The sequence below is a fragment of the Yimella sp. NH-Cas1 genome (assembly GCF_022359705.1).
Classification (GTDB): Bacteria; Actinomycetota; Actinomycetes; order Actinomycetales; family Dermatophilaceae; genus Yimella; species Yimella lutea.
The window spans coordinates 596545-613887 of record NZ_JAKSGG010000003.1; the positions used below are offsets into that span (position 1 = coordinate 596545).

Consider the following 17343-nt stretch of genomic DNA (forward strand, 5'->3'; position numbering starts at 1 on the left):
CCGAGTCACTTCTGCCCGGCGGCCTTCATCAGCTCGAGGTCGAGCGCCTCACGCCGGATGCGCTGATCGATGTAGAGCAAACCGGTCACGCTGGAGCTGAACGGTGCGGTGATCGCCGTGGAGATGATCGTCATGACCTGCATGAAGACGACGAACCACAACGGCGTCGCAACTCCCGCGTCGGGGTCGGCGCCCGCGAGGAGCACGCCCATCCCGACGAGCATCGCGGGGAACAGGATCATCGAGGCGATCATGCCGACCAGCAATTGCGTGACGAGCGAGATCCCGAAGATCCGCCAGAACTGGCCGCGGGTGAGTTCCCAGGAACGCTTCAGCGACCGGACCGGGCCGATGCCCTCCAGCGTGACCGCAGCGGGGGAGAGCATCGTGCGGGTGCCGAGCCAGATCAGCAGAGCCAAGCCGGCGACGACGGCCAGGATGCCGACGATCACGGCAGCAATCTCACCACCGGCCAGGTAGGCGAGCAGGGTCACGCCGACCAGGACCGCAACGATCAGGATGCCGCCCAGCATCAACAGCAGGGTGGCGCCGAGCAGCGACCAGATCCGCGGTTTCACCCGGGTCCATGCTTCGCCGATCGAGGCGCGGTGACCGAGCACGGCCTCGGCCACGACCACGATCAACATGCCCGACAGCAGGATCGAGGCGAAGACCCCGACCAGTTGACCGACCGAGTTGGCGATCGACACCAGGGCATCACCGGTGTTGTCCGCACCGAACGCGGTGTTGGTGATGAGCAACGTCAGCAACAGCGTCGGGATCGCGAACAGCGTCGAGATGACCAGCGACATGCCGAGGGTCGCCATCGGGTTGCCGCGGACCGTCCGGAACGCGCCCTCCAAGATGTCGCCGAGCACGAGCGGCCGCAACGGGATCACGCCGGGTTTGGGGGCGAACAAGCCTGGGGCAGGGCCGTATCGAGGTGCTTGAGGCGAGGGTGGACCGCCGTATGGACCAGTTTGTGGCGGCGGATACTGCTGGCCGTATCGAGGGCTCTGGCTGTGATCGGGTTGCGGGCCGCGTCCCGGTGCGTACTGGCCGTACTGCGGAGTGGGTGGCGGCGGGCCGTGGTGCGCCGGCTGCTCAGGCTGCCGTTCTCCCGAAGGACTGGCCCAGTTCGTCATGCACCGACCCTAACCTCCCGCTCCGCCTGCTTCGGGGTGACTGCACGCGCGCCACGCCGTACATGCGCGGCGACGATCCGCGGCTCGTCCATCGCCAACCGCAAACCTCGACGCGCGAGCACCGGCACCGACTTGCGCCGCTCGGACACGTCGCGCACGAACCGGCGTCCCATCGTGACCCAGCGGTTCTGCCGGACGCAGAACGCATCGCGCAACAAGTCCGCATCTCGCAGCAGGGCGATCAGGTCGGCGGCGAAGATCCCCTCGGCCACGACAGTGTCGGCGCTCGCCAGTTCGACGGTCGAGTGCCCGGCCGCCCGGGAGGTGGAGATGTCGTAGTCCGGCACCACGGTCCGGCCGGTCGTGCACAGATCCTGCAACGCGGCGAACGCGGCATCGATGTTCCAGGAGCCGACGACGTCCCAGTCGGGGATGCCCAGTGACGACATCGCCAGCGACGGATCGTCGCCGTCCTTGTAGAAGTCGTCCAGGCGCACGATCGGCCAGCCGTACGAGCGATGCAGGCGTTCGGCCAGGCGGGACTTCCCGGATCCGCTGGGGCCGCACAGGATCAGCACGCGTGCTCGTCGTTCGGACATCGATCGGGTTGCTCCTCGAGCATCGCTTGGGCGTTCTGGTGGCGCGATGAGAATACGGCAGCCCCCAGGTAGCCTGGCCGGGTGACGAAACCGAACCGTTCCCAGGTCGCGCAGATGGTCGACCACACCCTGCTCAAGCCCGAAGCCACCACGGACGACGTGCGTGCGCTCGTTGCCGACGGTGAGCGGCTGGGCGTCTACTCGGTGTGTGTGTCGCCGTCGATGCTGCCGCTGGAGACCTCGCTGCCCGTCGCAGTCGTCTGCGGGTTCCCGAGCGGGAAGCACACCTGCGCGGTGAAGGCGGCCGAGGCTGCCGAGTCCGCGAAGCTCGGCGCCGCGGAGATCGACATGGTCATCGACATCGGAGCCGCCCACGCCGGAGACTTCGACGCGGTCCAGGCCGACATCGCCGCGGTGCGCCAGGCTGCTCCGGACGTCGTCCTGAAGGTCATCATCGAGTCCGCCGCCCTGACCGACGAGCAGATCGTGGCGTGCTGCCAGGCGTCCGAGCGCGCCGGTGCGGACTTCGTGAAGACGTCCACCGGTTTCCACCCGGCAGGTGGCGCGAGCGCACACGCGGTGCGGCTGATGCGCGAGACCGTCGGCGACCGTCTCGGCGTCAAGGCGTCGGGTGGCATTCGCACCCCTGAAGCCGCTGCCGAGATGATCGAGGCGGGCGCGAACCGCCTCGGTCTGTCCGGCACCGAGTCCGTGCTCGCCGGTTTCGACGCCTGACCTCAGTGTCACAGGACAAGAATCCGGGCAACCCCGTCCGCACTTTCCGCCAGCGGGGTGCGTACGTGACCGGTTGGGTGTTGGTCGGCGTCTTTCTGGTCGTGCTCGTCGCGCTCGCGGTCGCGTCCGGGCTCGAGGTGGGTGCCACCGCGTTCCTGTTGGCTGCGGCGGGGGTGGTCTGGTTGATTCTCGTCCGTCCCGCAGTGCGGTTGAGCGCCGACGGGGTCCGTCTGGAGAATCTCGTCCGTGACATCCGGATGACGTGGCCGGCGGTCGACATGACCGAGGCCCGCTGGAACCTCAAGGTGGTTTCACCGGAAGGCGACGCGTACTCCTCCTGGGCCATCTCGGCGCAGCGTCCGAAGATGACCGGGGGTGTCACCCCGACGCCGGGTGGACAGTTGCTCCCGACCACCGGCACCGATGTGCCGATGGGACAGGAGCACCGGTCCGGGTCCGCCGGCGCGGTCGCCTCGGCCATCGACGAGGCCAAGGCCGACTACGAGCGGGCCGTCGCCAAGGGTGCGATCGCCGAACAGGAGCCCGAGATTCACCGCACCGTTTCGCCGGTGGCCGCGGCAGGCTGGGCCGCGTGCCTGCTGGCCGTCGTGATCGGCTTCCTCAGCCTGTAGTCGGCCGCTTCGGAGGAGGGCTGGTCAAGCAGGTGCGAGCGCCGCGATCGAGACCTCGTGCGGTTCGGTGGAAGGCGAGAACCGTCCCGGTCAGGCGGTGGTGAGACCCTCCATCTCGGCCCGGACGGCCGCGAGTCGTTGCGCGGTCTCGGCAGCGTCGTCACCGATGGCTTCGAGGTAGATCTTGAGCTTCGGTTCGGTGCCTGAAGGACGCACGATGATGCGTGTGTCGTCAGCCAGGTAGTAGCGCAGGCCCTCCGTCGGGGGCAGCGCGTCCGACCCTTCCGCAAGATCCTCCCTGCGGGAAACCGACTGTCCAGCAACGTTTTCCGGCGGATTGTCGCGTAGTCGCTGCATGATGCGTCCGATGATCGACAGGTCATCGACCCGCACCGAGAAGCTGTCGGTGAGGTGGGCGCCATGGGTGCGGGCGAGTTCGGCGAGGACGTCCGGGATCGAACGCCCCGTGGCCTTCAAGTCCGCAGCCAATTCGGCGATCAACAGACCGGCACTGATGCCGTCCTTGTCCCGGACGCCTGCGGGATCGACGCAGTAGCCGAGCGCTTCCTCGTAGCCGTACCGCAGACCGGGGACGCGGCTGATCCACTTGAACCCGGTGAGTGTCTCCTCGTGGGCGATGCCCGCGGCGCGGGCGATTGCGCCGAGCAGACGAGAGCTGACGATCGAGTTGGCGAACACCGAGCCTTCGGCGACACCGCGTTGCACCAAGTGGTGACCCAGGAGCGCACCCACTTCGTCGCCGCGCAACATTCGCCAGGTGCCGGCGTCCTCGATCGCGACGGCGCACCGGTCGGCGTCGGGGTCGTTGGCGATGACGATGTCGGCACCCACCTTCCGCGCCTCGGCGAGCGCAAGATCGATCGCTCCCGGCTCCTCTGGATTGGGGAAGCTGACGGTCGGGAATTCCGGATCCGGCTCCGCCTGCTCGGCGACAGGCTGGACGTCGGTGAAGCCGGCGCGGTGCAGGGCGTCGATCATCGTGGCCGACCCGACGCCGTGCAATGCGGTGTGCACGATCCGCAGGTCGCGCGGGCCGCCCGCCTCGACGACCGACGTCACCGACGCCAGGTAGTCGTCGATGATCGAGTCGTCGACCGTCTCCCAGCCGCCGTCGGCCTGAGCGACATCAGCCGCGCGCGGAAAGCGGTCGATCGCAGCGGCGATCTCGGCGTCCGCGGGTGGAACGATCTGGCTGCCGTCGCCGAGGTAGACCTTGTAACCGTTGTCCTGCGGCGGGTTGTGGCTGGCGGTCACCATCACTGCGGCGTCGGCGCCCAGGTGGCGAATCGCGAACGCCAACAACGGCGTCGGCAACGGATGGCTGAGCACGAGCGCGCGTCCGCCGGCTGCCACGACGACGGCCGCGGTGTCGCGGGCGAAGACGTCTGAGTTGTGGCGGGCGTCGAATCCGACCACCACGGTCACGTCGGGGCGACCCTGTGATTCCTGCAGGTACGCGGTCAGGCCGGCAGCAGCACGCAGCACGACGACGCGGTTCATCCGGTTCGGTCCGCCACCGAGCGCGCCGCGCAGCCCGGCGGTGCCGAACTCGAGCAGACCGGAGAACCGGTCGGCAAGTTCGGCGTCCGCGCTCTCATCGCCGCTTTGGGCGCGCTCCAGCAGGCTGGTCAGGCCGGCAACGGTCTCGGCGTCGGGGTCGTCGGCGATCCACTCGCGGACGTCGTCGTGCACCTGGGTCATGACGGAACCTCGCTCAGAGCTTGCGGACGATCTGCGACAACAGGTCGGCGCAGCGACTCGCTGCAGCCTTGCCGGCGTCGATGACTTCCTCGTGCGACAGCGGCACCTCACTGATGCCGGCGGCCGCGTTGGTGACCAGGCTGATGCCGAGGACCTCCAGGCCGACGTGGCGCGCGGCGATGGCCTCGAGCGCGGTCGACATGCCGACCAGATCGGCGCCGAGCACCTTGGCCATCTGCACCTCGGCGGGCGTCTCGTAGTGCGGCCCACGGAACTGCGCGTACACACCCTCGGGCAGGTCCGGGTCGACGGTGCGGGCCAACTCCCGCAGGCGCGAGGAGTACAGGTCGGTGAGATCGACGAAGGTCGCGCCCTCGAGCGGCGAGTTCGCGGTGAGGTTCACGTGATCGCTGATCAGCACCGGCGTGCCGGGAGTCCAGTCGGGGTTCAACCCGCCGCAGCCGTTGGTCAGCACGACGGTGTCGCACCCGGCGGCCTTGGCGGTGCGGACGCCGTGCACGACCGCGCGCACCCCGCGTCCCTCGTAGTAGTGCGTGCGGGTGCCGTAGACCAGCGCGTGCTTGTCGGTGCCCTCGATGCGGATCGATCGCATCGTGCCCTTGTGGCCGGCGACGGCGGCCTTGGCGAATCCGGGCACCTGCTCGTTGTCGATCGTGGCGACGGTTTCGCCGAGCCGGTCGGCGGTGTCACCCCAACCGGAACCGAGCACCAGCGCCACGTCGTGCTTGTCGACGCCGGACAGCTCCCGTATCCGCCGTGCCGCCTGATCGGCGAGCTCGAAGGGGTCGACGTCGGCGAAGTCGGCGGTCTGCGTCTTGATGTTCGTCACGGCCGCCACAGTACCCAGCCGGACCCCCGGAACACACGACCTACTGCGTGGTTGGATGGGCGGGTGACTGGTCGACAGAAGTCAGTGGTGGTCATCGGCGGCGGTCCCGGTGGCTACGAATCCGCGTTGGTGGCCGCGCAACTCGGCGCCGCCGTCACGATCGTCGAGAGGGACGGACTCGGTGGCGCTGCGGTGCTCACCGACTGCGTCCCGAGCAAGACGCTGATCGCGACCTCCGACTTCATGTCGCGCTTCAAGGCGGCCGGACGTCTGGGTGTGCACTTCGAGGGGCACGAGGAGGACCAGCACGCCGAGGCGCACATCACCGAGGTCAACACCCGCGTGCTGAAGCTGGCCAAGGCACAGAGCTACGACATCCGCGCTCAGGTCGAGAGCGTCGGCTGCCGCGTCGTGCACGGTTCGGCCTCGATCGTCGACAGTTCCACCGTGCGTCTGGTGCGGCAGGACGCCGAACCCGAGGAGATCAAGGCAGACGTCATCCTGCTGGCGGTCGGCACCACACCGCGGGTGATGGAGTCGGCGATGCCCGACGGCGAACGCATCCTGACCTGGCAGCAGATCTACGACCTGAAGGAACTGCCGGAGCACATGATCGTCGTCGGTTCCGGTGTCACCGGTGCCGAACTCGCCCACGCCTACCTCGGCCTGGGTTCGAAGGTGACGCTGGTGTCCTCCCGCGATCGCGTGCTTCCGGGCGAGGACGCCGACGCCGCCACCGTCATCGAGAACGTCTTTCGTCGCCGTGGCATGCAGGTGCTCAACCGCTCGCGTGCCCAGTCCGCGGTGCGCGACGGCGACAAGGTGACGGTCACCCTCGAGGACGGCCGGACGGTCGAGGGTTCGCACGCATTGTTGGCCGTCGGTTCGATTCCGCAGACCAAGGGCATCGGACTCGAGGAGGTCGGTGTCGACCTCACGCCGTCGGGTCACATCAGCGTCGACCGTGTCTCCCGCACTTCCGTGCCTGGCATCTATGCCGCCGGCGACTGCACCGGCGTGCTGCCGCTGGCGTCCGTGGCCGCGATGCAGGGACGAATTGCCATGGCGCACGCACTCGGCGACGCGGTCGCCCCGCTGAACCTGCGCGGTGTCTGCGCGAACATCTTCACCGACCCCGAGATCGCCACGGTCGGTTACTCCCAGGCGGACGTCGACGAGGGCCGGATCGAGGCCCGCGTGGTCACGCTGCCGCTGTCGACCAACCCGCGGGCGAAGATGCGCAACATCAAGGACGGCTTCGTGAAGCTGATCGTCCGTCCCGGCTCGAACACGATCGTCGGTGGAGTGGTCGTGGCGCCCCAGGCGTCCGAGTTGATCTACCCGATCGGCCTGGCCGTACAGAACCGCCTGACTGTCGATCAGATGGCCCAGACCTTCTCGGTCTACCCGTCGATGACCGGTTCGATCGCCGAGGCCGCGCGCCGGCTGCACCAGTCGGAGATCTGAGGCCGGTCCCCGCGGGGAGGCACGAACAACGCGAGAACCGACGAATGCCGCTGGTTGAGCCCTACGGATGACGAAGGAATCCGCAGGTGCCGAAACCAAGGTGCGACAACGCGAGAACCCAGCCACGTCGGGCTGGGTTCTCGTTGTTCCTACGGTGGTTTCGGCACCTCGGCCTTCGTTCCTCAGGTCGAGGCCCCAACCAGCGAAGGTGGCCGGGTTCTCGTTGTTCCTGCCGTGGTTGAGTCAGCTGAGAATCAGTGAGAGAAGGAGTGCTGGCCGAGGTTGCTGTAGTAGCGGACCAGGGGCTGACGGGTGGCCACGCGCTGCTGACGGTTGCGGGCGAAGAACTGCACCGTCCAGGTACCCAGGACGGCGATCATCGCGACGAGCGCAATGGCGGTGATGATGGTGAAACCGGTGAAGAAGCCGGGGATCATGTTCATGGTGACGACTGCCTTTCTACAAGTGTAGTGCTCGATCTGTCTACGACACTACACCTGTAGTGAGCAAGGTCGAAACGAACGGTGCGTGACCTCTGTCACGCGCGACGCGGACGCGCCACGACGTTCAATAGATCGGGTTGTCCAGACCAAATTCTGCTGCAGCGGAACGCAATTCATCCCGAACGTCCGGATGTGCTGCCTTCTCGATGATCTCGGTCGCCTGCTGCTTCTCGTCATTACCGAGCAGGAACGCGATGCCCTGTTCGGTCACGATCGCACTCTGCTGGAAGCTCGTCGTCGTGTCCGCGAGGCGGGGACGACGGTCGACACGTCCGCCTTGGGGTGCCAGGAGCGCAGCGCGATGAACGAGTGTCCGCCGGGGGGAGTGCATCGCACCGACGATGAAGTCGGTCTGACCGCCGAACCCCGAATGGATACGTCCGTTGATGCGGGAGGCGTTGGCCTGGCCGAACAGATCGACCTGCAGCGCGGTGTTGATGCTGACCATCCCGCGCTGTCGCGCGATGAGCGCCGGGTCGTTCGTACGCTCGGTGCGCTGCATGAGCACGCGACGGTTGCCGTCCAGCCAGTCGTACAAGCGCTGCGAACCGGCGACGAACGAGGTGATGATCGGCGTGGTGTGGTCCATGGCGCCGCGTTCCTCCAGATCGAGAACACCGTCGGAGAACATCTCCGTCCAGACGCGCAGGTCCTTACGGTCACGCAGTGCGGCCAGCGTCGCGTCCGGCACCATCGATAGGCGGCAGGGAACGTAGGACAGTGCCGGGTGGTGGCGCTGACCGGCTCCGACGAAGCAGGTCTCGGCGATGACGCCCTCGCGGGCCGGGATCCCCTCGCCGCCGTTGAGGATGTTCAGGATGTAGGTCGGCACCGCGTGGTCGAGGGCTTCGACGGCCTTCCACGGTGTGGCCAGGTTGCCGCTCACGACAACCCTCGCGCGTCCCTGGAGCATCGACAGCCGCGACCGCAGTTGCGCCGTCGTGACGGTCTTCATCGACGGTCCCGGCCGGGGTCGTCCGCCTCCGCGTCTTCGGTCCGGCCGGACGGTGCCTCGTGGTCGATCTGGTGCGGCATCAGGCCGGCGTCCTCCCACACCTTGTGCCGGTTGCGCCGGGCACGGGGAACGGCGACGAACAGCACCGCCACGATGACAGCGGTGAACAACAGAAGTGGGATCACGTTGCCCCAGGACATCGGCTACCTCGTCTCGGTCTCGACCGGTCACCCTGACGGGTGTCGGCTCGTCGTCGATTGTGACAGTCTCTTGCGGTGACCACGCCACGACCTGAAGGAACCGTCGCCCGCCAGACCCATCTGCTCGACGCAGCGATCGGAGTCGTCGGCGAATCAGGATTGCGTGGCCTGACTCACCGAGCACTCGACCGCGCCGCGGGCCTGCCCGAGGGCAGCTGCTCGGTCTACTACCGAACCCGGCTGGCGTTGCTCACCGCTCTCACCGACCACGTCGCCGGACGTCTGATGCACGACGTCCAGCAGCTCACCGATTCACTGCCGGTGGGCACGGACGACCCGACCTGCGCGATTGACGGCACAACGCAGTTGCTGCTCGGCTGGGTTCGCGACCCGGCTCTGTTGCTCACGATCAGCGAGCTCAGCCTGGAAGCCGTCCGCACCCCCTCGTTGCAGGATTCGATGCGTGCCTGGCGGCGCGGGCTGGTCGACCTGGTCGGCAGTGTCGTCGAACGTGAGCACAAGGGCGCATCGCACCAGCGCGCGCAGACCGTCGTCGCGGCCCTTGAAGGTGTTGCGATCGGTTCGCTGAGCCTGCCCGCGGACGAACGCGAGGCCTATCTCGCCAGCACCGTCTCGCTGTTGGTGAAGGCGATGTCCGACCTGGAGACTGACTGAGCGCAATAACGACCAGGCCCTTGACTACGGGCGTAGTCAAGGGGCCTGGTCGTCATAGCGACCGGAGTCGCGCAGGTGGTTACTCGGCGTCCTTGATCTGCGCGATCACGGCGCCTGCACTGACGGTCTCGCCGATGTCGGCCTTGAGGCCCGAGACGACACCGTCCTTGTGGGCGGTGATCGGCTGCTCCATCTTCATCGCTTCGAGCACGACGATCGTGTCTCCGCTGGAGACGGTGGCACCGTCCTCGACCGCGATCTTGACGATCGTGCCCTGCATCGGAGCGGTGACCGAGTCGCCGCTCGCGGCCTGACCGCCGCCGCTGGACCGGCCGCGCTTCGGGGCCTTCTTCGGGCCGCCTGCTGCGCCGCCGCCAGCGCCGAGCTGCAGGTCGCCGGGCAGCGACACCTCGATGCGCTTGCCACCGACCTCGACCACCAGCGACTGCCGCGGGGCGGCCTCGGGAGCCTCGCCGGCGGCGCCGCCGAAGGGCTCGATCTGATTGTCGAACTCGGTCTCGATCCAGCGGGTGTGGATCGTGAACTTCTCGTCCGGGTCGTTCGGTGCGAATGCCGGGTCGCAGACGACTGCGCGGTGGAACGGCGCGACCGTCGGCATGCCCTCGATGACGAGTTCGTCCAGCGCGCGGCGGGACCGCTCGAGCGCTTCCTGGCGGGTGCGGCCGGTGACGATCAGCTTGGCGATCATCGAGTCGAACGCGCCGGCGATCGTGTCGCCCTCGACCACGCCGGCGTCCCACCGCACGCCGGGGCCGCTCGGCACGACCATCGTGGTGATGGTGCCGGGGGCGGGGAAGAAGTTGCGGCCGGCGTCCTCGCCGTTGATGCGGAACTCGAAGGAGTGCGCGTGCGGCTCGGGGTCGTCGAAGTCGAGCGCCTCGCCGGCCGCGATCCGGAACTGCTGGCGGACCAGGTCGATTCCGGTGACCTCTTCGGAAACCGGGTGCTCCACCTGGAGGCGGGTGTTGACCTCGAGGAAGGAGATGTGGCCCTCCGGCCCGATCAGGAACTCGCAGGTGCCCGCGCCGACGTAACCGGCCTTGCGCAGGATCTCCTTGCTCGCACGGACGAGTTCGGCGTGCTGCTCGTCGGTGACGAACGGAGCCGGTGCCTCTTCGACGAGCTTCTGGTTGCGGCGCTGCAGCGAGCAGTCGCGGGTGGAGACGACCACGACGTTGCCGTGCTGGTCGGCCAGGCACTGGGTCTCGACGTGGCGCGGGTGATCGAGGAAGCGCTCGACGAAGCACTCGCCGCGACCGAACGCGGTGACCGCTTCACGGACCGCGCTGTCGAACAGTTCGGGGATCTCCTCGATGGTGCGGGCGACCTTCAACCCGCGTCCGCCACCGCCGTACGCCGCCTTGATCGCGACCGGCAGACCGTGTTCCTTGGCGAACTCGACGACCTCGTCCGGGCCCTCGACCGGGTCCTTGGTGCCGGGCACCAGCGGAGCGTCGGCGGCCAGTGCGATGTGACGCGCCTTCACCTTGTCGCCGAGGCTGTCGATCGCCTCGGGGCCTGGACCGATCCAGATCAGGCCGGCGTCGATGACCTTCTGCGCGAAGTCGGCATTCTCGGCCAGGAAGCCGTAGCCGGGGTGCACCGAGTCGGCACCCGACTGCTCGGCGATCTCGAGCAACTTCTCCTGCACGAGGTAGGAATCGGCCGGTGTTGAGCCGCCCAGGGCGTATGCCTCGTCGGCGACCTTGACGTGCAGCGAGTCGCGGTCGGGCTCGGCGTAGACGGCGACCGATTCGATGCCGGCGTCCTTGCAGGCGCGGGCGATTCGGACGGCGATCTCGCCGCGGTTGGCGATGAGAACCTTGCGCAGTTCGGGCATGGCCTGAGCCTATCCGGATGTGGGCGAGGCCACATTCGAGGGGCAAAACCGAACGGTAGGAAATATCGGGCGGCGATGCATCGCTGCATCGGGCATGACTGGTAACCCCACCATCCCCAACATTTCCCTGCGCGCCGGCGACACCTCGGTCGAGATGCCGCAGCTCGGTTTCGGCGTTTGGCAGGTCGAGGACGACGCCGCCGCCCCGGCCGTCGCCGAGGCCCTGCGCGTCGGCTACCGCAGCATCGACACCGCCCGCATCTACGGCAACGAGGCCGGCGTCGGCCGCGCGCTCGCCGACAGCGAACTGGCGCCGTCCGATGTCTTCCTGACCACCAAGGTGTGGAACGACGACCATGGCTTCGACAAGACCCTCGCGGCGTTCGACGCCTCGCAGGAGCGCCTCGGCCGCCCGATCGACCTCTACCTCATCCACTGGCCGGTGCCGTCCAACGCAGCCTTTGTCGACACGTACAAGGCGATGATGCAGTTGCGCGACCAGGGCAAGGTGCGAGCGATCGGTGTCTGCAACTTCAACATTGAGCACTTGCAGGAGCTGCACGACACGGTCGGTGAGTATCCCGCGATCAACCAGGTCGAACTGCACCCGGACTTCCAGCAGAAGCAGTTGCGCGAGTTCCACGACAAGTTCGGCATCGTCACCGAGGCGTGGAGCCCGCTCGGTCAGGGCGGCGACATCCTCGCCGACGCCACGATCACCGATATCGCGTCGCAGTACGGCAAGACGCCCGCCCAGGTCATCCTGCGCTGGCACCTCCAGCTCGGCAATGTCGTGATCCCCAAGTCGGTGACGCCGGAACGCATCGCCGAGAACCTGGACGTCTTCGACTTCGAGCTCTCCAAGGCTGCGATGGATGCGATCGAAGCCCTCGATTCGGGCAAGCGTCTCGGCCCGGATCCGGCGGAGTTCAACGCCTGATCTCTGCTTCTTCTCACCGAGTGGCCGGGTTGTGAACCGGTGGCCGGGGTATGACCCGGCCGCTGGTTCACAGCCCGGCCACTCGGCGGTTCGCCTAAGGTTCTGCTTCGTGGGAGAAGTGATTGCGGGCCGCTATGAGCTGATCGACATGATCGGCGAAGGCGGCATGGGGGAGTGTGGCGCGCGTACGACCTACGCGACGGCACCGTGGTCGCAGCGAAGGTGCTGCGCCAGTCCGACGCCGGTTCGCTACTGCGGTTCATGCGCGAGCAGGGTATGCGCATCCACCACCCCAATGTGGTGACGCCGCTCAGCTGGGCCGGTGTCGACGACCGCGTGCTCATCGCGATGCCGCTGGTCGAAGGTGGATCCGTCTCGGGGCTGGCCCACCGGCACGGCAAGCTGCCCGCACCGTATGCGGCCGAGTTGCTGCGTCAGTTGCTGGATGCGTTGACCGCCGTCCACGAGCAGGGCGTCGTGCACCGCGACATCAAGCCGGCCAACATGCTGCTGTCCGCGACCGGCACCGACAAGCCGCACCTGTGGCTCACCGATTTCGGCGTGGCCGTGTCCGTCGACGCGCCCCGTCTGACCAGCCACAGCATCGTCATGGGTACCCCCGGCTATCTCGCCCCCGAGCAGCTGCGCGGCTACGACCCTGACCCGAGGTCCGACTTGTACGCCGTCGGCATGATGGGCATCCAGTTGCTGACCGGGCACAAGCCGCGGGCACACGTCCGCACCGACGCGCTCGACCTGCCGCCGCGTCCGGACGGTGTGCCGGACGCCTTGTGGGACACAGTGATTCGCCTTGCCGACCCGGACATCAACCGTCGTCCGGCCAGCGCGGCCGAAGCGCGCCGGGCCATCGAGCCGGTGGCGTGGGAGAAGCAGTCGGCGATCGACGTCCGCAGCGACCTGCCCCCCATCGGAGAAGCAGCCGGTGATTTCCGACCGACCGACGCCAGCACCGCGCCCCTCGGCGGCGATCAAACCGTCATACGGCGTCCGACCGCGGCGATGCCGATGGCCGGCAATGTCGCAGCGCCCGCGCAGTCGACGAATCGTGCACACCGCGCGGTCGATCGTGCCGCACGAGCCAAGAATCTTCAGCGCGTTGCGGTCCTCGTCGGTGCGCCCCTGGTCGCCGCAGCGGCGCTGACCGCGATCTGGGTCCCCAAGGACAACGGGCCCACGGACGAGCCGGGCAAGGCCCGCCTCGGCGCCGAGTGCATCTGGTCGGACGTCGGCACGTCCGAACGCGACCAGAACGGCGTGCTGCGCACCTGCTCGGAGCAGGACGGTAAGTACGTCTGGACCGCTACGAGCTGAGGCTCAGGCCTGCCGCCGAGAACGCAGGGCCCACAACACTGCTATCGCTGCCGCCAACACGGCGAGCGCACTGAGCGCGACCTTCGCCCACGGGAACGGGGCCCCGGTCTGCACCCCCTGGCCGATGCTCATCTCGCCCTTGCCCGGCTGAGCAAGCTTTGCGCCGCCTGTGTTCACGAAGGTCGGCCCCTGCTGGACGTCGCCCACCACAGCGATGTTGAGGTCGGCTGGGATCGGGGGCACGGAGTCGGGCATCGGCTCATCGCTGGATGAGAAGGACGCCGGACGGGTCCACACCGTCACGTAGTACCAGCCCGGCGTGGTCGTCCACTGCAGGCTGGCCTGCGGCACCTCGTTGCCCGACTCCGACTTCGCAGACCGATTGGCCCACAGCACAGGTGCGGTGTAGGTGCCGATCGTCGCGCCCTTGGAACTGTTGGCCGACATCGAGAGGGAGTCGGAGTACTGGTAATCCTTCGGGTTCGCGTCCAGGGCGATCCGCTGGGGCGTCCAGATCCTCGTCGAGACCTCGACAGCGATCGGGGAGGCGAAGTTGGTGTCCTTGCCGGGCACGCGCAGGGTGGCGGCCAGGCGCTGTCCCCAGTCGAGGCGGACCTTGTAGAAGGCTTGCGTACCGACGCCGAGTTTGAGTGAATGCGTGCCGGCAACCAGGGTCGCGGCGTCGCCGAAACCCTTTCCGGGTGCGACCTCGCCCCGGACTGTCCCGTCCGGTGCCTTCAAAGTGGCTGTCTGGGCGACCGTCGCGGGTGACCCGACGCTGCCGGTGCCCTTGGGCTCGTCGGTGAGCAGGATCTCGGCCTTCGTCCTGCCGTTCGCGGGAATGCCGGTGTGCTCGATCGATATCGACAGCTTGGTCGATTCGCGGCAGGTGCCGCCCAGGTAATTGCCGCGGGACAGGTCCTCGTCGTCGTCCACCCCGACGTTCACGTTGATGAAGGTGAGCGCGGCGCCCTTGCTCAACGTGCCGGTGTCGGAGGTGCAATCGTCGCCCTTGGCGTCGAGGATCGACACCTTGGTCTTGTGCTCACCGGTTGCCTTGAGCGCCTTGCCCTCGCGTTCGTCGGTGAGCACGCTCGCCAGGAAGGTGCGCATCTGGTTGCGGTTGATCGTGAAGGTGCGCGGGGATCCGTCGTTGGGGAGTTCGGCCTGGTAGAGACCCGCCTTGAGTTCCGGGCCCCCGGTCTTGTCGGTCGCGAGAGTCACCTGCTTGCCGGACGTGCCGTACGCCTGCGGTTCGATCGCGGCATGCGCGGGTGCAGTGCCGGTTGCGACGAGGGCGGCACTGGTCAGAACGGCGGCAGCAGACTTCCGGAAACGCACGCGCACAGTATGACCCGCGGACGCCTGAGATCCGTTGACCGGCGCGTGGATCTCACACCAGATGACGTTCGACGAACAGGCGCAACTGCGCGACATTGCGGCACTCGTGCATGGTGATCACCCGTGCGTAGTCATCGGCCGCGGAGTCGCCGGTGCCCCAGGAGGAACTGCGTTCCGGGTTGAGCCACACCGTGGTTCGTGACTTCCGGCCGATCTCCCGCAGGGCGTCCACGCCGGGGTCGGCGTAGTTCGTGCGTCCGTCACCGAGCACGAGCACGGTGGTGCGATGGCCGATCGCATCACCGTGTTCGGCCAGGACGTCGGCGAACGCGGTGCCGTAGCTGCTGCTGCGTCCACGCGCCGTGAGAGCCGCCTGGGACAACGCCCACGAGGTGAGCGAGACGCCCGGGGGCGCGTCCTTCACGACGTGCGTGATGTCGGCCGCGCTGCTGACGAAACCGAGCATCTTCACGTGTCGGAACTGGTTCTGCATCGCCTGCATCAGCAGCATGGTGAACCCGCTGAAGCCGCCCACGGACCCCGACATGTCGGCGATCAGCACAATGTCCGGACGGTGCCGCTTGCGTTGCTCGTACACCGGGTCGAGCGGGACGCCGCCGGTCGCCATCGCAGTACGCAGGGTGCGCCGGACGTCGATGCCGCCCCGGTGGGCCCGGCGCCTCCTGCTGAGCTTGGCTTCGAGCTTGCGGGCCAGCGGATCGAGCTCGCGTTTCATGGCGTCGAGGTCCTTGCTGGACATCGCGAGGAAGTCGCGCTGGTCGGCCGGCCCGTCGACTCCGTACCGCGCGATGCGTTCCTTCGGTCGGACGGCGGTGTTGCGCCGCCGCGCTTCGGACTCCACGCGCTGCCTGAATTCGGCCACCCGTGAACGCAGTTCATCTCGGTCGATGCGGTCGGTGAACCCGCCCGAACCTGACCCCTGCCCTTCGCCCTGTTCGTCCCCGTTGCCGCGCCCCAGTTCCTGGGCCGGCGCGATGAGCCTTTGCGGCGCGAGCGCGTCGACCGCCTGGGCCGAGGACCAGCCCCGTGATTCGTCGTCGGGGGAGACCCGGCCGAGCAGTTCGAGTGTGGCCGCGGCGATCTCGTCCATCCGTCGTTCGTCGGCGTCGGCGAGTGCCCGGGTCAGTTCCTCGCGCAGGGCGTCGACGTCGGCGTCCGCGAGATCAGTGGTGCGGGCGCCGGGGGCGGACGGGAACCACAGGTCGAAGAGTTGATCGAAGACCGGGCGGCCGTCGGCCGAGCGCACCATCGTCGCGGCAAGCGCCTCCCGCAGGGTGCGGCGGTCGTCCAGGCCGAGCACCTCGATCGCCTGTGCGGCGGTCGTCGTCTCGGTCGAACCCACCTCCAGACCATGCGTCCGCATCGCCTCGGCGAGGCCGACGAGGTTTCGCGGAAGGCTCACAATTTCAGTGCGGTTCGGGCGGATTCGATGTCGTCCTGGTGCTTCAGCAGCACCCCGAGCGTGGCCTCGACGAACTCTGCGTCCAATTCGTCGGCGCCGAGCGAGAGCAGGGTGCGAGCCCAGTCCACAGTCTCGGAGACGGATGGCGGCTTGCGCAGATTGCCCTCCCGCAGCGCACGCACCACGCGCACCAGCGAGTCACGAGTGGCCTCGTTGATGCCGGGAGCATGCAGTTCCACGATCCGTTGTTCGAGTTCGGCGCTCGGGTAGTCGATGTGCAGGAACAGGCACCGTCGGCGGAGGGCCTCGGACAGTTCACGCGTCGCGTTGCTCGTCACGACGACCAGAGGGTGGTGGCGGGCTGCGATCGTGCCGAGTTCCGGAATCGTCACCTGGAAGTCCGAGAGCAGCTCCAGCAGCAGGCCTTCCATCTCCTCGTCGGCCTTGTCGAGTTCGTCGACCAGCAGCACGACGGGGGCGTCGCTGCGCACGGCCTTGAGCAGCGGCCGCTCCAGCAGGAACTCCTCACCGAAGACGTCCGTGCGCACGTGCTCCCAATCGGCGTCCTTCTCGGCGGTGATGCGCAGCAACTGCTTGGCGTGGTTCCACTCATACAGCGCACGCGCTTCGTCGACGCCCTCGTAACACTGCAGCCGGACGAGGTCACGACCCGTCGCGGTGGCCATGGCCTTCGCGAGCGCGGTCTTGCCGACGCCCGCGGGCCCCTCGACGAGGATCGGACGGCCGAGCGCAGCGGCGAGATAGACGGTGGTCGCTATCGCGTCCGAGGCCAGGTAGCCGGTGCCGGCCAGACGCTCGCGGGAGTCGTCGACGCTGCTGAAGGTGTCACTCATGCCTCCCATCCTGCTGGGTATCGCGCCCTTGCCGTTGCACTGGTCCGGTCGGCGGCAGCCCTCGGGCAGGTGGGCAGGCGGCGAGGGACCGCTGTTACCTTGACGACAC

Annotated in this window: 17 protein-coding genes; 6 read left to right on the forward strand and 11 right to left on the reverse strand. The window is 67.9% G+C overall.

Annotation, left to right across the window (positions count from 1 at the left end):
• Positions 1–5: 5 nt before the first annotated feature.
• On the reverse strand, positions 6–920 hold the full coding sequence (locus MF407_RS03255) for a glycerophosphoryl diester phosphodiesterase membrane domain-containing protein (RefSeq protein ID WP_239701272.1): 915 nt from the start codon (positions 918–920) through the stop codon (positions 6–8).
• Between the two features lie 221 nt (positions 921–1141).
• Complete coding sequence (locus MF407_RS03260) at positions 1142–1744, reverse strand: AAA family ATPase (RefSeq protein WP_129625878.1); 603 nt, start codon at positions 1742–1744, stop codon at positions 1142–1144.
• Between the two features lie 114 nt (positions 1745–1858).
• On the opposite strand from MF407_RS03260, the gene deoC reads away from it, so the two are divergent.
• Both deoC and MF407_RS03270 read left to right on the forward strand, forming a co-directional pair.
• Positions 1859–2479: a deoxyribose-phosphate aldolase gene (gene deoC, locus MF407_RS03265; RefSeq protein ID WP_239702842.1), complete on the forward strand. Its 621-nt coding sequence runs from the start codon at positions 1859–1861 to the stop codon at positions 2477–2479.
• Between the two features lie 5 nt (positions 2480–2484).
• Positions 2485–3111, forward strand: a complete 627-nt coding sequence (locus MF407_RS03270; protein WP_239701273.1) for a PH domain-containing protein — start codon at positions 2485–2487, stop codon at positions 3109–3111.
• Positions 3112–3201: 90 nt separating this feature from the next.
• Here the strand turns inward: MF407_RS03270 and MF407_RS03275 are convergent, their stop codons facing one another.
• The gene (locus MF407_RS03275) at positions 3202–4833 is read right to left on the reverse strand and encodes a phospho-sugar mutase (protein WP_239701275.1); all 1632 of its coding nucleotides are present in this window, start codon (positions 4831–4833) and stop codon (positions 3202–3204) included.
• Between the two features lie 13 nt (positions 4834–4846).
• Positions 4847–5683 (reverse strand): purine-nucleoside phosphorylase, encoded by an 837-nt coding sequence (locus MF407_RS03280; RefSeq protein WP_239701277.1) that lies wholly within the window; start codon positions 5681–5683, stop codon positions 4847–4849.
• A gap of 63 nt (positions 5684–5746) precedes the next feature.
• Here MF407_RS03280 and MF407_RS03285 point away from each other — a divergent pair, with 63 nt between their 5' ends.
• Positions 5747–7150, forward strand: coding sequence for an NAD(P)H-quinone dehydrogenase (locus MF407_RS03285; protein WP_239701279.1), 1404 nt, complete (start codon positions 5747–5749; stop codon positions 7148–7150).
• A 254-nt stretch (positions 7151–7404) separates the two neighbouring features.
• On the opposite strand, the gene MF407_RS03290 is transcribed toward MF407_RS03285, so the two are convergent.
• The 3 genes from MF407_RS03290 to MF407_RS03300 all read right to left on the reverse strand — a co-directional run bounded on the left by MF407_RS03290 (position 7405) and on the right by MF407_RS03300 (position 8808).
• Positions 7405–7593 carry a hypothetical protein gene (locus MF407_RS03290; RefSeq protein WP_239701282.1) on the reverse strand — a complete coding sequence of 63 codons (189 nt, stop codon included), beginning with the start codon at positions 7591–7593 and terminating at the stop codon, positions 7405–7407.
• Positions 7594–7717: 124 nt separating this feature from the next.
• A complete protein-coding gene (locus MF407_RS03295; protein ID WP_239701283.1) occupies positions 7718–8608 on the reverse strand; it encodes an acetyl-CoA hydrolase/transferase C-terminal domain-containing protein in 891 nt (296 codons plus the stop codon).
• Complete coding sequence (locus MF407_RS03300) at positions 8605–8808, reverse strand: hypothetical protein (protein ID WP_239701285.1); 204 nt, start codon at positions 8806–8808, stop codon at positions 8605–8607. The genes MF407_RS03295 and MF407_RS03300 overlap by 4 nt, the downstream gene beginning before the upstream one ends.
• A 75-nt stretch (positions 8809–8883) precedes the next feature.
• Between MF407_RS03300 and MF407_RS03305 the strand changes: the two genes are divergently transcribed.
• Entirely contained in the window at positions 8884–9483 is a 600-nt protein-coding gene (locus MF407_RS03305) for a hypothetical protein (RefSeq protein ID WP_239701286.1), read from the forward strand.
• Positions 9484–9562: 79 nt separating this feature from the next.
• Here the strand turns inward: MF407_RS03305 and MF407_RS03310 are convergent, their stop codons facing one another.
• The gene (locus MF407_RS03310; RefSeq protein WP_239701287.1) at positions 9563–11344 is read right to left on the reverse strand and encodes a biotin carboxylase N-terminal domain-containing protein; all 1782 of its coding nucleotides are present in this window, start codon (positions 11342–11344) and stop codon (positions 9563–9565) included.
• Positions 11345–11438: 94 nt separating this feature from the next.
• Here MF407_RS03310 and MF407_RS03315 point away from each other — a divergent pair, with 94 nt between their 5' ends.
• Positions 11439–12284, forward strand: a complete 846-nt coding sequence (locus tag MF407_RS03315) for an aldo/keto reductase (protein WP_239701288.1) — start codon at positions 11439–11441, stop codon at positions 12282–12284.
• 174 nt (positions 12285–12458) lie between these two features.
• The gene (locus tag MF407_RS03320) at positions 12459–13616 is read left to right on the forward strand and encodes a serine/threonine-protein kinase (RefSeq protein WP_239701289.1); all 1158 of its coding nucleotides are present in this window, start codon (positions 12459–12461) and stop codon (positions 13614–13616) included.
• Positions 13617–13619: 3 nt separating this feature from the next.
• Here MF407_RS03320 and MF407_RS03325 read toward each other — a convergent pair whose 3' ends face one another.
• Genes MF407_RS03325 through MF407_RS03335 form a run of 3 tightly spaced genes read right to left on the reverse strand, consistent with a single transcriptional unit; the run spans position 13620 to position 17243 of the window.
• Positions 13620–14957, reverse strand: a complete 1338-nt coding sequence (locus tag MF407_RS03325) for a hypothetical protein (protein ID WP_239701290.1) — start codon at positions 14955–14957, stop codon at positions 13620–13622.
• Positions 14958–15009: 52 nt separating this feature from the next.
• Positions 15010–16380: a VWA domain-containing protein gene (locus MF407_RS03330; RefSeq protein ID WP_239701291.1), complete on the reverse strand. Its 1371-nt coding sequence runs from the start codon at positions 16378–16380 to the stop codon at positions 15010–15012.
• A complete protein-coding gene (locus MF407_RS03335) occupies positions 16377–17243 on the reverse strand; it encodes a MoxR family ATPase (protein WP_205744748.1) in 867 nt (288 codons plus the stop codon). Before MF407_RS03335 ends, MF407_RS03330 begins: the two co-directional genes overlap by 4 nt.
• Positions 17244–17343: the final 100 nt, after the last annotated feature.

Bases quoted from the DNA above. Each gene is read 5' to 3' on its own strand.
- MF407_RS03260 (WP_129625878.1), bottom strand. From the start codon at position 1,744: ATGTCCGAACGACGAGCACGCGTGCTGATCCTGTGCGGCCCCAGCGGA.
- deoC (WP_239702842.1), top strand. From the start codon at position 1,859: ATGGTCGACCACACCCTGCTCAAGCCCGAAGCCACCACGGACGACGTG.
- MF407_RS03275 (WP_239701275.1), bottom strand. From the start codon at position 4,833: ATGACCCAGGTGCACGACGACGTCCGCGAGTGGATCGCCGACGACCCC.
- MF407_RS03290 (WP_239701282.1), bottom strand. From the start codon at position 7,593: ATGAACATGATCCCCGGCTTCTTCACCGGTTTCACCATCATCACCGCC.
- MF407_RS03295 (WP_239701283.1), bottom strand. From the start codon at position 8,608: ATGAAGACCGTCACGACGGCGCAACTGCGGTCGCGGCTGTCGATGCTC.
- MF407_RS03300 (WP_239701285.1), bottom strand. From the start codon at position 8,808: ATGTCCTGGGGCAACGTGATCCCACTTCTGTTGTTCACCGCTGTCATC.
- MF407_RS03310 (WP_239701287.1), bottom strand. From the start codon at position 11,344: ATGCCCGAACTGCGCAAGGTTCTCATCGCCAACCGCGGCGAGATCGCC.
- MF407_RS03315 (WP_239701288.1), top strand. From the start codon at position 11,439: ATGACTGGTAACCCCACCATCCCCAACATTTCCCTGCGCGCCGGCGAC.
- MF407_RS03335 (WP_205744748.1), bottom strand. From the start codon at position 17,243: ATGGGAGGCATGAGTGACACCTTCAGCAGCGTCGACGACTCCCGCGAG.